This is a genomic window from Bradyrhizobium sp. sGM-13, assembly GCF_018398875.1.
GTDB lineage: Bacteria > Pseudomonadota > Alphaproteobacteria > Rhizobiales > Xanthobacteraceae > Bradyrhizobium.
Genome location: NZ_JAGWDK010000002.1, coordinates 311,970 through 324,940 on the forward strand (window position 1 = coordinate 311,970; position 12,971 = coordinate 324,940).

At 63.1% G+C, this 12,971-nt stretch carries 10 protein-coding genes and 1 pseudogene; 7 read left to right on the forward strand and 4 right to left on the reverse strand.

Annotated elements, in window-relative coordinates:
- The first annotated feature begins 56 nt into the window (after nucleotides 1-56).
- From hutI to upp, 6 genes are all read left to right on the forward strand, one after another.
- Nucleotides 57-1,271, forward strand: a complete 1,215-nt coding sequence (hutI, locus tag KJQ96_RS03955) for an imidazolonepropionase (RefSeq protein ID WP_213285392.1) — start codon at nucleotides 57-59, stop codon at nucleotides 1,269-1,271.
- Nucleotides 1,268-2,845: a histidine ammonia-lyase gene (hutH, locus tag KJQ96_RS03960; protein ID WP_213285393.1), complete on the forward strand. Its 1,578-nt coding sequence runs from the start codon at nucleotides 1,268-1,270 to the stop codon at nucleotides 2,843-2,845. The genes hutI and hutH overlap by 4 nt, the downstream gene beginning before the upstream one ends.
- Nucleotides 2,842-4,512: a urocanate hydratase gene (gene hutU / locus KJQ96_RS03965; protein WP_213285394.1), complete on the forward strand. Its 1,671-nt coding sequence runs from the start codon at nucleotides 2,842-2,844 to the stop codon at nucleotides 4,510-4,512. Before hutH ends, hutU begins: the two co-directional genes overlap by 4 nt.
- A 175-nt stretch (nucleotides 4,513-4,687) precedes the next feature.
- A complete protein-coding gene (locus KJQ96_RS03970) occupies nucleotides 4,688-5,938 on the forward strand; it encodes a GTP cyclohydrolase II (protein WP_213285395.1) in 1,251 nt (416 codons plus the stop codon).
- A gap of 21 nt (nucleotides 5,939-5,959) precedes the next feature.
- A complete protein-coding gene (locus tag KJQ96_RS03975; RefSeq protein WP_309142360.1) occupies nucleotides 5,960-7,198 on the forward strand; it encodes a URC4/urg3 family protein in 1,239 nt (412 codons plus the stop codon).
- Between the two features lie 32 nt (nucleotides 7,199-7,230).
- Nucleotides 7,231-7,860: a uracil phosphoribosyltransferase gene (upp, locus tag KJQ96_RS03980; RefSeq protein WP_028350870.1), complete on the forward strand. Its 630-nt coding sequence runs from the start codon at nucleotides 7,231-7,233 to the stop codon at nucleotides 7,858-7,860.
- Between the two features lie 23 nt (nucleotides 7,861-7,883).
- Here the strand turns inward: upp and KJQ96_RS03985 are convergent, their stop codons facing one another.
- Nucleotides 7,884-9,386 (reverse strand): AMP nucleosidase, encoded by a 1,503-nt coding sequence (locus tag KJQ96_RS03985; protein WP_213285396.1) that lies wholly within the window; start codon nucleotides 9,384-9,386, stop codon nucleotides 7,884-7,886.
- Between the two features lie 100 nt (nucleotides 9,387-9,486).
- On the opposite strand from KJQ96_RS03985, the gene tenA reads away from it, so the two are divergent.
- Nucleotides 9,487-10,158 (forward strand): thiaminase II, encoded by a 672-nt coding sequence (gene tenA, locus KJQ96_RS03990; protein ID WP_213285397.1) that lies wholly within the window; start codon nucleotides 9,487-9,489, stop codon nucleotides 10,156-10,158.
- Between the two features lie 117 nt (nucleotides 10,159-10,275).
- On the opposite strand, the gene KJQ96_RS03995 is transcribed toward tenA, so the two are convergent.
- The 3 genes and pseudogenes from KJQ96_RS03995 to KJQ96_RS04005 all read right to left on the reverse strand — a co-directional run bounded on the left by KJQ96_RS03995 (nucleotide 10,276) and on the right by KJQ96_RS04005 (nucleotide 12,933).
- A complete protein-coding gene (locus tag KJQ96_RS03995) occupies nucleotides 10,276-11,289 on the reverse strand; it encodes a transketolase family protein (RefSeq protein ID WP_213285398.1) in 1,014 nt (337 codons plus the stop codon).
- Nucleotides 11,286-12,134, reverse strand: a complete 849-nt coding sequence (locus KJQ96_RS04000; RefSeq protein WP_213285399.1) for a transketolase — start codon at nucleotides 12,132-12,134, stop codon at nucleotides 11,286-11,288. Before KJQ96_RS04000 ends, KJQ96_RS03995 begins: the two co-directional genes overlap by 4 nt.
- Before the next feature lie 47 nt (nucleotides 12,135-12,181).
- Nucleotides 12,182-12,933 (reverse strand): annotated as a pseudogene (locus tag KJQ96_RS04005) (SDR family NAD(P)-dependent oxidoreductase).
- Nucleotides 12,934-12,971 lie beyond the last annotated feature (38 nt).

The following is a 12,971-nucleotide window of genomic DNA, read 5'->3' on the forward strand; positions in this document are numbered from 1 at the left end:
CATTTTATGTATAGACATATAGATACGTCAAGCTCCTGCCGCTGAAGGAGAGCTGCATGGCCGAGCGCTTCGATCGAATCTGGCTCAACGCCCGGCTCGCCACGGTCCGGGAGGATCTGCCCGGGCTCGGTGTGATCGAGGACGGCCTGATCGCCGCGCGCGACGGACGCATCGCGTTCGCCGGCTGCCGTTCCGACTTTCCATTTGATGCCGATGCGGTAGAGCGGATCGATTGCGCGGGGCGCTGGATCACGCCGGGACTGGTGGATTGTCATACCCATCTAGTCTTTGGCGGAAACCGCGCGCATGAGTTCGAGCTGCGGCTGCAGGGAGCGAGCTACGAAGAGATCGCGCGCGCCGGCGGCGGCATTGTCTCCACGGTCGCGGCGACGCGGGCGTCCAGCGAGGCCGAGCTTGTTGCCGGCGCCCTCCCAAGGCTCGATGCCCTGATCGGCGAGGGCGTGACGACGCTCGAGATCAAGTCCGGCTACGGGCTCGATACCGAAACGGAGATGCGTCAGCTATCGGCGGCGCGTGCGCTGGGTGATAAGCGGCCGGTCGCCATCAAGACGTCATTTCTCGGCGCGCATGCGACGCCCCCGGAAGCTGACGGTGACAAGGATCGGTACATCGACCTTGTCTGCCGCGAGATGCTGCCGGCGGTGGCGAAGGCCGGATTGGCCGACGCCGTCGATGCCTTCATGGAAGGCATCGCGTTTTCGGGAGAGCAAACGGCGCGGGTATTTCGCGCGGCAAAGGGGCTTGGATTGCCGGTCAAGCTGCATGCGGATCAACTGTCGAACCTCGGCGGCGCCGCGCTTGCCGCGGAATTTTCGGCGTTGTCGGCCGATCATCTGGAACACACAGATGATGCCGGCGCCGCGGCAATGGCGCGAGCAGGGACGGTGGCCGTGCTGCTGCCGGGCGCGTTCTATTTTATTCGCGAGACGACGAAGCCGCCGGTCGAACTATTCCGCGCCCACGGCGTCAACATGGCACTTGCGACCGACTGCAATCCCGGCAGTTCGCCGCTGACGTCGCTGTTGCTTGTCATGAACATGGGCGCAACGCTGTTCCGGATAACCGTTGCCGAATGCCTCGCTGGCGTAACGCGGGAAGGCGCGCGCGCGCTCGGAATTCTCGGCGAGACCGGTACGCTCCAGGCGGGCAAATGGTGTGATCTTGCGATCTGGGAGATCGAGTGGCCGGCCGAGCTCGTTTACCGGATCGGCTTTAATCCGTTGCATAGCCGGGTGTGGAGGGGACAGTGAGCCGCCCCGACGCCCCCATTGTGGTTTCGCCTGGAAGGGTCAGCCTCGACGATCTGGCGCAAGTCCTTGCCGGCGCTCCGGTCGTGCTCGATCCATCGTTCTGGCCGCGCGTTGAAGCAGCATCTTCGATTGTTGCGGCGGCCGCGCGCGCGGAAGCCCCAGCGTACGGCATCAATACCGGATTCGGAAAACTTGCGTCGAAACGGATTGCTGCCGACCAGACGGCGCTGCTGCAGCACAATCTCATTGTGTCGCATTGCTGCGGGGTGGGGCCGCCGACGCCGGAGCCGATCGTTCGCCTGATGATGGCGCTGAAGATCGTCTCGCTCGGGCGAGGCGCATCGGGCGTGCGCCGCGAAATCATCGAGCAGCTCCAGGCCATGCTGGCGAAGGGCATTTGTCCGCTGGTGCCGCAGCAGGGGTCGGTCGGAGCCTCCGGCGATCTGGCGCCGCTCGCGCATATGACGGCGGTCATGATCGGCGAGGGGCAGGCGCTGGTCGGCGGAAGCGTTGTGCCGGCCCGCGATGCACTGGCCGCCGCCGGTCTTGCGCCGGTGGCACTCGGTCCGAAGGAAGGCCTCGCGCTGATCAACGGAACGCAGTTTTCGACGGCCTACGCCATTTCCGGATTGCTGCGCGCCCATGGCCTGGCCCGTGCGGCGCTAGTGACGGGCGCGTTGTCGGTCGACGCCGCGATGGCTTCGACGGCGCCGTTTCGTCCCGAAATCCAACAACTGCGCGGGCATGCCGGGCAAATCGCCGCCGGCGCGGCACTCACGGCGTTGCTTGAGGGTAGCGATATCCGCATGTCGCATTTGGAGGGCGACGAGCGCGTGCAGGATCCCTATTGCCTGCGCTGTCAGCCGCAGGTGGCCGGCGCCGCGCTCGATTTGCTGAGGCAAGCCGCCCGCACGCTGACGATCGAAGCCAACGCCGTCACCGATAACCCGCTGGTGCTGGTCGAGACCGAAGAGATCGTCTCGGGCGGCAATTTTCACGCGGAGCCGGTCGCTTTTGCCGCCGACCAGATTGCGCTGGCACTCTCCGAGATCGGGGCGATCAGCGAACGACGCATCGCTACTCTAGTCGATCCCGCGCTCAATTTCGGTCTGCCGCCGTTCCTGACTCCCGATCCCGGCCTCAACTCCGGATTCATGATCGCCGAAGTGACGGCAGCCGCGCTCTATGCGGAGAATAAACAGCGCGCCACGGCCTGCTCGATCGACTCCACGCCGACCAGCGCCAACCAGGAAGATCACGTGTCGATGGCCGCACACGCGGCGCGGCGGTTGTCTGACATGGCGGACAATCTCGCCACCATCCTCGGCATCGAGCTATTGGTTGCGGCACAAGGCATTGGGCTGCGCGCACCGCATTCGACCAGTCCCGCACTGGCTGCCGTGATTGCTGTATTGCGCGAGCAGGTGCCGGCGCTCGGCGGCGATCGCTACATGGCCGATGACCTCGCGACGGCAACGGCGCTGGTTGAAACCGGCGCGTTGCCGACGGCCGCTATGTCGGTGCTTGAGAGTAACCCGTTTCCAATCCTTGCCGAGAGAGGCTCTTTGTCATGAACCGCCGACTGGACAACGACCGCATCATCCGGGCGCCCCACGGGCCCGAGATCAGCGCCAAGAGCTGGCTGACGGAAGCGCCGCTTCGAATGCTGATGAACAATCTCGATCCCGACGTTGCCGAACGGCCGAGCGAACTCGTCGTCTATGGCGGAATCGGCCGTGCCGCCCGCGACTGGGACAGTTTTGACCGGATCGTCGCCTCGCTGCGCAAGCTCGAAGGCGACCAGACGCTGGTGGTGCAGTCGGGCAAGCCGGTCGGAATTTTCCGCACCCATGCCGATGCACCGCGCGTGCTGATCGCGAACTCGAATCTGGTGCCTCACTGGGCGACGCTCGATCACTTCAATGAGCTCGACAAGGCCGGGCTGATGATGTTCGGCCAGATGACGGCCGGATCGTGGATCTACATCGGCAGCCAGGGCATCGTGCAGGGGACGTACGAAACGTTTGTCGAGGTCGGGCGGCGTCACTACGGCGGCAACCTCGCGGGCAAGTGGATCTTGACGGCGGGTCTCGGCGGCATGGGCGGCGCGCAGCCGCTCGCCGCGACCATGGCCGGGGCGTCGATGCTCGCGATCGAATGCCAGCCGAGCCGCATCGAGATGCGGTTGCGCACGGGTTACCTCGATCGACAGGCAAGCTCGCTTGACGAGGCGCTCGCGATCATGACGGAGGCGACGCAGAACAAGAAGCCAGTTTCAGTCGGCCTGCTCGGCAATGCCGCCGAACTCTTTCCCGAGCTGGTGCGCCGCGGCGTCAGGCCGGACATCGTTACCGACCAGACCAGCGCGCACGATCCGATCAACGGCTATTTGCCGAAGGGATGGACGCTTGCCGAGTGGGAGTCGAAACGCGAGGCCGACCCGAAAGCAGTTGAAGTTGCGGCCAAGACCTCCATGGTCGGCCATGTCCAGGCCATGCTGGATTTCCACGCGCAAGGCATTCCCACGCTCGACTATGGCAACAACATCCGCCAGATGGCGAAGGACATGGGATTGAAGAACGCGTTCGATTTCCCTGGCTTCGTACCGGCCTACATCCGTCCGCTGTTTTGCCGCGGCGTCGGCCCGTTCCGGTGGGCGGCGCTCTCGGGCGATCCCGAAGACATTTTCCGGACCGACGCCAAGGTCAAGGAGCTGATGCCTGATGACAAGCATCTGCGCAACTGGCTCGACATGGCGAAAGCACGGATCAAGTTCCAGGGCCTGCCGGCACGAATCTGCTGGGTCGGCCTTGGCGATCGCCACCGGCTCGGCATGGCGTTCAATGACATGGTGGCGCGCGGCGAACTGAAGGCGCCGATCGTCATCGGCCGCGATCATCTCGACAGCGGCTCGGTTGCGAGCCCAAACCGCGAAACCGAAGCGATGCGCGACGGCTCGGATGCAGTGTCGGACTGGCCGCTGCTCAATGCGCTGCTCAATTGTGCCAGCGGGGCCACCTGGGTCTCGATACATCATGGCGGCGGCGTCGGGATCGGCTATTCGCAACACGCCGGCATGGTCATTGTCGCCGACGGAACGCCGGAGGCGGCGCGTCGACTTGAACGCGTGTTGTGGAATGATCCGGCATCGGGAGTCATGCGTCATGCCGACGCCGGCTACGAAAGCGCGATTGCATGTGCCCGCGCCAACGGGCTCGATCTGCCCGGTCTGACGTTGTAGCGCTCCGGACTTTCCTGCGCGGGTATTCCCAGAGGGGAGGATTTCCTTCCTTGTTGTAAATACACAGAGTTTACCTATATAGTACCGCAGGGGTCGCTGACCCGCATAATTCATTTGGTTCTCCGGTCAGGCCCGTCATTCAGGCGGGCCGTTGCCGTTTTGGGACTACCGAACGATGAGCAATTCCAATCGTATCGACCATATTCGGCTGACATCGCATCCGGTGCCTGGTGCGACGCATGAATTCCCGATCCTGTGGGGAGCGCCGACCGCGCGTGAACGTGGTCCGATCATCGGGACGGTATCGCGTCCGCAGGATCGCAACGTGATTGGCAGTCACGGGGGCTCCTATGCGGTCTACCGCGCACTTGCCGTTTCTTCGGGTGCGCTGGATCCGATCCGTCGGCCCGACCTGACCAACACACACCCGGCCGCGACCATTGGGCCGTTCTCGCAATGGATGAATCCGGAACGCATTGTTGCGCTCGATCCGTGGGGACATCTCGTCGCGGAGAACTTTCGCGCCGAAATCACGGAAGGCATCGATATCCGGCCGAGCATCGCGATCACGCGCGCCCGTCTCGATCTGCCGGAAATTCAGGCGGCTCTGGCCGCCAAGCGGTTGGTAGCTGATGGCCAATTCGTTCACGCCAGCGGCTCCGTCTCCGTCGTCAAGATCGCGATCGATCCGGTCTGGCACCTGCCCGGGATCGCGCAACGCTTCGGCACGAGCGTGACTAGTCTGCGGCGCGCGCTGTTCGAACAGACCGCGGGCATGTTTCCCGAGCTTGTCACGCGTCCGGATCTGAAAGTCTTTCTTCCGCCGATTGGCGGCACGACCGTCTATCTGTTCGGCGATGTCACGAAGCTTCCGGACCATCGGACCAAAATCACCTGTCGCGTTCATGACGAGTGCAACGGTTCGGATGTTTTCGGCTCGGACATTTGCACCTGCCGTCCATATCTCATTCAGGGCATCGAGGAATGCGCGCGCGCCGGACAATCCGGTGGTCTGGGCGTTATCGTCTACAACCGCAAGGAAGGCCGGGCGCTCGGCGAGGTCACGAAATTTCTGGTCTACAATGCGCGCAAGCGTCAGGAAGATGGCGACGATGCATCCGCATATTTCGAACGAACGGAATGCGTTGCCGGAGTGCAGGATGCGCGTTTCCAGCAACTGATGCCGGATGTCATTCACTGGCTGGGATTGAAGCGCATCGATCGCTTCATCTCGATGAGCGACATGAAGTATGATGCGCTGACGGGGCAGGGTATCGACATTGTCGAGCGCGTCGCCATTCCCGATTACATGATTCCCGCCGACGCCCATGTGGAAATGGCCGCGAAGAAAGCCGCGGGATATTTTTCACCTGACACGAAGCCTGAGGACCTGATCGCCTCCGGTCGACCGCTCGAAAAATACTAGGGCGGATCAGGGCCATTGATCGTGACAGCAGACGCAACGGCAGACGGCCTATCTCTTTTAAGTGCGGAAGCGGTGCGCAGTCGCGCGCACCGGATGCTGGAAATCGGCTTGAACGACCAGCTTCAGCATTTCCAAGTCGATCTTGGCCGGCTCGACGAAGCGGTTGATCTCGTGCTTGCAGTAACGCGCAAGGCCTATCCGACATTCGATGTTCCCTTTCATTCGCGCTGGCGCCATTTTGTCGTCGGCGGCATCGATCGCTGGGCAGCACTTGCCGACGCCAGGAACTGGCGCGACAGGAAAGAGCGCGCCCGCGCCGAGTTTGACCTTGCCATGATCAGCGTGCTGCTTGACGCCGGAGCAGGTCCGTCGTGGCGCTATCGCGATCTCTTGACGGGCGCAAGTATCGGCCGTTCGGAGGGGCTGGCGCTTGCCAGTCTGGACATGTTTGCGCGCGGCGTCTTTTCAGCGAAAGTTGACGAACCGTTGCGAGCGGATGCCGCTGTGCTTCAGCGGCTGACAGTTGCCGATCTGCAGACTGGCTTTCAGGTTGCGGACGATAATCCGCTGGTTGGCCTCGAGGGCCGCATCAGCCTTCTTCGCCGGCTCGGCGAAGTAGCATCGGCGTCGCCGCAGATATTCGCCCGCGGCGACACGGCTCGGCCCGGCGGGTTGTTCGATCACCTCACAGGGACGGCCGACGCGGGGGTGATCGCGGCCTCGACGATTTTGTCGGAGCTTTTGCGCCAACTAGGGCCGATCTGGCCGTCGCGCATAACGCTCGGCGGAATTCCGTTAGGGGATTGCTGGCATCATCCGGCGCTCAAGACCGAGGATGCGACCAGTGGACTGGTGCCGCTGCACAAGCTCTCGCAGTGGCTGTCGTATTCGCTGATCGAGCCGATACAGCGGGCGGGGCTGCAAGTGACGGATATCGACGATCTGACGGGCCTCGCGGAATACCGCAACGGCGGATTGTTCGTCGACGCCGGGGTACTGGTGCTGCGCGACTCCACGGACGCGCAACGCGAACATGATGTCGCCTCTACGCTCGTGGTCGAGTGGAGGGCGCTGACCGTCGCGCTGCTGGACCGGCTGGCCGATCTGCTGCGGCAACGCATTGGTGTTGACGCGGTCTCGCTTCCACTGGCGAAGATTCTGGAAGGCGGCACCTGGGCGGCGGGCAGGGCGCTGGCGTTCGCGCGCCGGCCCGACGGTTCGCCGCCCCTCAAGGTCAATAGCGACGGTACGGTTTTCTAGGGCTGGTTTTGGCGATTTCTGGGAGCAAGAGCATGGAAGGCGTTACGATTGTGGATCACCCGCTGGTCCAGCACAAGCTTACGCTGATCCGCGACAAGACGATTTCGACCAAGTCTTTTCGCGAGCTCCTCAAGGAGATCGGCATGCTGCTTTGTTACGAGGTGACTCGCGACCTGCCGTTAACCGATGTGGAGGTCGAGACGCCGCTTGCACGAATGCACTCGGCCAAGATCGCGGGTAAGAAACTGGTTTTCGTGCCGGTGTTGCGGGCAGGGGTGACCTTTGTCGACGGAATGCTGGACCTCGTTCCGACCGCCCGCGTCGCGCATATCGGGCTCTACCGCGAACCGCATTCGTTCGTGGCGGTCGAATATTTCTTCAAATCGCCGTCCGATCTTCACGAGCGACTGGCAATCGTGGTGTCACCGGTACTTGCGACGGCGAACACGGCTGTGGCGGCGGTGGACCGGCTGAAGGAGCGCGGCGCGAAGGATATTCGGCTGGTATGCCTGCTCGCCGCGCCGGAAGGTGTAGAGCGCTTCCGAGGCCTGCATCCCGATGTGCGATTGTGGACGGCCGGTATCGACGAGGGGCTCGATGCAAACGCCTTTATCCTGCCAGGTCTCGGTGATGCAGGCGACCGCGCCTACGGGACGCGATAAGGCCCCGACAGGTCTCGGCACGCCTACTGGAACGCCGTTTCCGAGAAGTTTCTGAGCTTACGCGAGTGCAGCCTTTCCAATGGCATGTCCGCCAACTTCTCCATCGTGCGGATGCCGATGGTCAGATGCTGAGCGACCTGCCGCTTGTAGAATTCGGTGGCCATGCCGGGCAGCTTCAGTTCTCCATGCAACGGCTTGTCGGACACGCACAGCAAGGTGCCGTAGGGTACGCGGAAGCGGAATCCGTTGGCGGCGATGGTCGCCGATTCCATGTCGAGCGCAATGGCGCGCGACTGCGAGAGCCGCTGGATCGGACCACGCCGGTCGCGCAATTCCCAATTGCGATTGTCGATCGAAGCAACGGTGCCGGTGCGCATGACGCGCTTTAAGTCATATCCCGATAGCCCGGTCACTTCCGCCACGGCCTCCTCGAGCGCGACCTGGATTTCGGCCAGCGCGGGAAGGGGCACCCATAGCGGGAGATCGTCGTCGAGGACATGGTCCTCCCGCATGTAAGCATGCGCCAGCACGTAGTCGCCCAGCGCCTGGGTGTCGCGCAATCCGGCACAGTGCCCGAGCATAAGCCACGCGTGTGATCTGAGCACGGCAATATGGTCGGTAATCGTCTTGGCGTTCGCGGGCCCGACACCGATATTGACCATGGTGATGCCTGCGTAGTCCGGCCTCTTCAGATGATATGCCGGCATCTGCGGCAGACGCGCCGTTGTGACGCCGGCGGCCGGTCGCTGTTCCCCGCGCCTGATGATGACGTTGCCGGGCTCGACGAATTCGGCATAACCGGTATCGCCGTTCGCCATCAGGTCCCTGGCGCGAGCACAGAACTCGTCGACGTAGAATTGGTAGTTGGTGAACAGCACGAAGTTCTGAAAGTGATTTGGGCTGGTGGCCGTGTAGTGCTGCAGGCGATGCAGTGAATAGTCGACGCGCTGCGCGGTGAATTGCGCCAGCGGCCTCGGCCGGCCGACCGGTGCTTCGTATGTGCCATTGGCGATCTGATCGTCGGTTCCATCAAGATCTGGAACGTCGAACAGGTCTCGGATCGGTCGCTTGATGTTCCTGGCGGCGCCGCCGTCAACGTAGGTGCCTTCCCGAAAAGCAAAATGCAGCGGGATGGGGGTTTCCGATTCCGATACGACGACCGGAACGCCATGGTTGCGCATGATCAAATCGAGCTGCTCGATGAGATAGGTTTCGAACAGGTCGGGCTGGGTAATCGTGGTCGAGTAGTGTCCGGGCGTCGGCATGTGGCCATAGGACTGACGAGAATCGACCTGGGTGTATGAACTCGTAGTGACGCTGATTTCCGGGTAGAACGCCCGGTATCGCCGGTTACTGTCGCTGCCAGCCGCGAGCGCGGCGAAGGAATCGCGCAGGAACTGGGTGTTTCGGGCATAAAGTGATCGCAAAGCCGCGACCGCCTTGCGCGCGTCGTCGAAGCTTTGCCGCACGAAGGGCTCTGGTGTGGCTATTGGCCCGATGGCTTGGGGACGGCCGTGATTCTTCATGACCCTAACGTAGTATCTTGGACCCGCCTTGGGGAGGCTTGGTAAGGGAACCTTCCCGACCCACGGCGCGTCAGCAGTAGCGACAACCCGGTAGGAGATCATGAGTTTCTTCGAGCGCCTAAAGACAGCAGCATCCGCCGAGTGGCGGGCCTACACCGAACATCCCTTCACGAACGGGTTAGCGGACGGTTCGCTCGCCGAGGCGGCGTTTCGTCACTACCTCGTCCAGGACTACCTTTTCCTGATCGAGTTTGCCCGGGCCTACGCGCTCGCCGTCTACAAGTCACCCAAGCTTGCCGACATGCGTGAAGCGGCCGCCGGCCTCTCAGCCATCCTCGACGTCGAGATGAACCTGCATGTGAAGCTCTGCGCCGGCTGGGGCCTGTCGCCCACCGATCTCGAACAAGCCCCGCCTGCCGTCGAGATGCTGGCCTATACACGCTACGTACTTGACGCTGGCATGCGCGGCGATCTGTTGGCACTCAAGGTAGCGCTTGCGCCTTGCGTGATTGGCTACGCGGAGATTGCGACGCGGCTTGCGTCGCGACCCGATGCGCTCGCTGCAACGAACCCATATCGCGTTTGGATCGCCGAGTATGCCGGCGCGCCATATCAGGAGGTCGCGGCGAAAGCGCGGGCTCATTTGGAGAATCTCGCCGATCTCTACGCCACGCCGGCCCGCGAGGCCGAGCTGATCGCGATCTTCAAGGAAGCTACCCGACTCGAGGCGGACTTCTGGGAAATGGGTTGGCGCGCAGGCCAGCGTGCATAATAGTCCGTGACGCGTACTGCTGTTTGGCTGCCAAATTGAGCGAGTACGACGATCGTCGAAAGCGGGCTGCCCTCCCGATCCTGCGCTCCACTTGCCGGGAGCTGCAGCGTTCTGAGGCTATTTCAGCCACCCTTTGACCCGGGCGCAGAGCGCTTCCGTCGATATGCCGTAGCGGTCGTGCAGCGTTGGCAGCGCGCCCGCCGCCAGGAATTCGTCCGGCAGACCGATCATGCGAAAGGCCGGATGCACGCCCTCGCGCATCAGCAGGCCGGCGACGGCCTCGCCCAGGCCGCCATTGACCGTGTGGTTCTCGGCAACCACGACGAGTCGGCCGGGCTTTGCGCAGCAGGCGAGGATCGTCGCGGCATCGAGCGGCTTGATTGTCGGCACGTGCAGGACACCGGCGTCGATCCGGTCGCTCACCAGCGCCTTCGCGGCTTCCAGCGCACGCATTGTCATGATGCCCGAGGAGATGAAGAGGACCTCGTACCCGTCCCGCAGCAGCTTGGCCTTGCCGAGCTCGAAGCTGTAACCGTATTCGTCGAGCACGAGCGGAACCTGCCCACGCAGCAGGCGCATGTAGACCGGGCCCCTGTGGCGCACCATTGCCGGCACGACCTGCTCGATCTCGTGTGCATCGCAAGGATCGATCACCACCATGTTCGGCATGGCGCGGAACAGGGCGAGGTCTTCGGTCGCCTGATGGGAGGGACCGTAGCCTGAGGTGAGTCCCGGCAGTGCGCAGGCGATCTTCACATTGCGGTCTTCCTCCGCGATCGTCTGGTGGATGAAGTCGTAGGCGCGGCGCGAGGCGAACACCGCATAGGTCGTCGCGACGGGCGTGAAGCCTTCCGCGGCCAGTCCGGAGGCGGCACCGAACAGCAACTGCTCTGCCATCCCCATCTGGTAGTAGCGATCGGGAAAGGCCTGCGCGAAGATGTGCAAGTCGGTGTACTTGCCGAGATCCGCGGTCATGCCGACGATCGAGCCGTCCTCTTTCGCCAACTCGACGAGCGCGTGGCCGAATGGAGCTGGCTTCGTTCGCTGCCCTTCGCTTGCGATCGAGGCGATCATCGCGGAGGTGGTGAGGCGCGGCTTGCCGGTGTCGGTCTTCGGAGCTGCGGGCTTCATGAAGGCTTCCTCTCGTCGAGTGCATCGAGCGCAAGCCGCCATTCATGTGCTTCCACGCGGATGAAATGGTTCTTCTCGCGCGCCTCCAGGAAGGGCACGCCCTTGCCCATCAGCGTGTCGGCGATGATCATGCTGGGCTTGCCTTGGCCGTGCTGCGCCTTGGCCGCATCGAAGGCTGTGCGCACCGCCGCGAGATCGTTGCCGTCGATGCGCTGGACGAACCAGCCGAAAGCATCGAGCTTCTCCTTCAGCGGCTCGAAGCCCATGACCGTGGTCGAGGGACCGTCGGCCTGCTGGTTATTGACGTCGACGATGGCGATAAGGTTGTCGAGCTTGTAATGGGCGGCGGACATGATCGCCTCCCAGACCGAGCCCTCGTCCAGCTCACCATCCGAGAACAGCGTATAGACGCGGCTGTCGGAACCCTTCCGCTTCAGGCCGAGGCACTTGCCGACGGCGATCGACAGGCCGAGTCCGAGCGAGCCGCCCGACATCTCCATGCCGGGCGTGTAGCTCGCCATGCCGGACATCGGCAGGCGGCTTTCGTCCGAGCCGTAAGTCTCCAGCTCTTCCTCCGGAATGATCCCGGCCTCGATCAGCGCCGCGTAGAGCGCGATCGCATAGTGGCCGTTCGACAGCAGGAAGCGGTCGCGTCCTTCCCAGGCGGGATCGTCGGGCCGGTAGCGCATGGCGTGGAAGTAGGCGGTGGCCAGGATGTCGGCGACATCCAGCGCCTGCGCGATGTATCCTTGCCCTTGGACCTCGCCCATCAGGATGGCATGGCGCCGGATATTCCAGGCACGGCGTTCAAGCGAAACGTTGTGGCCGAGTGGAGCGGTTCTCATGACTACGAGCCTTCTTAAGCACTAGCAACAGTGACGAGGATTGGCGCTCAGCCGTGGATCAGCATGCCGCCATTGACGTCGATCACGGCGCCCGTGACGTAGGCCGAGAGGTCGGAGGCGAGAAACAGGTAGATGCCCGCCACATCGTTCGCGTCGCCGAGCCGGTTGAGCGGGATCCCCTTGATAATCTCCCTGCGCATCTCGTCGGTTAGTTTGCCGCCGGTGATGTCGGTCTGGATCAGGCCCGGCGTCACGCAGTTCACGCGGATGCCGTCCGGCCCGAATTCGCGCGCCATCGCCTTGGCGAGTCCGAGCACGCCCGCCTTCGCCGAGGAATAGTGCGGTCCGCCGAAGATGCCGCCGCCGCGTTGCGCTGAAATGGAGGACATGCAGGCGATCGAACCCTGCTTGCGCGCCTGCATATGCGGGATGAAGACCTGGCTCAGGAACAGAACACCCTTGCAGTTGATGTCCTGGATCCAATCCCAACTTGCCTCGTCGATCTCCAGTGTCTTCACCGGCTGGGTGACGCCCGCATTGTTGATCAGGACATCGAGCTGACCGAAGGCCTTGATGACCTTGTCCGCGGCGGCCTGACAGGACGCCTTGTTCGCGACGTCGCAGCCAGGGCCGATATGCTGCGGGCCGAGCTCGGCGGCGGTCTTTGCGCGGCCGCCTCGTCGATATCGAGAATGGCGATGCGCGCGCCATGGCTCGCGAAAAGCTTCGCCGTGGCCAAGCCGATGCCGCGAGCGCTCGCGGCGCCGGAAATCGCGGCGGTCTTGTTTTGAAGCAGCATCTCATCCCTCGAACTGGTGTGATTTTTATTGCATGATA

Bases quoted from the DNA above. Each gene is read 5' to 3' on its own strand.
- hutI (WP_213285392.1), top strand. From the start codon at position 57: ATGGCCGAGCGCTTCGATCGAATCTGGCTCAACGCCCGGCTCGCCACG.
- KJQ96_RS03970 (WP_213285395.1), top strand. From the start codon at position 4,688: ATGAGCAATTCCAATCGTATCGACCATATTCGGCTGACATCGCATCCG.
- KJQ96_RS03995 (WP_213285398.1), bottom strand. From the start codon at position 11,289: ATGAAGCCCGCAGCTCCGAAGACCGACACCGGCAAGCCGCGCCTCACC.
- upp (WP_028350870.1), top strand. From the start codon at position 7,231: ATGGAAGGCGTTACGATTGTGGATCACCCGCTGGTCCAGCACAAGCTT.
- KJQ96_RS03985 (WP_213285396.1), bottom strand. From the start codon at position 9,386: ATGAAGAATCACGGCCGTCCCCAAGCCATCGGGCCAATAGCCACACCA.
- tenA (WP_213285397.1), top strand. From the start codon at position 9,487: ATGAGTTTCTTCGAGCGCCTAAAGACAGCAGCATCCGCCGAGTGGCGG.
- KJQ96_RS04000 (WP_213285399.1), bottom strand. From the start codon at position 12,134: ATGAGAACCGCTCCACTCGGCCACAACGTTTCGCTTGAACGCCGTGCC.
- hutU (WP_213285394.1), top strand. From the start codon at position 2,842: ATGAACCGCCGACTGGACAACGACCGCATCATCCGGGCGCCCCACGGG.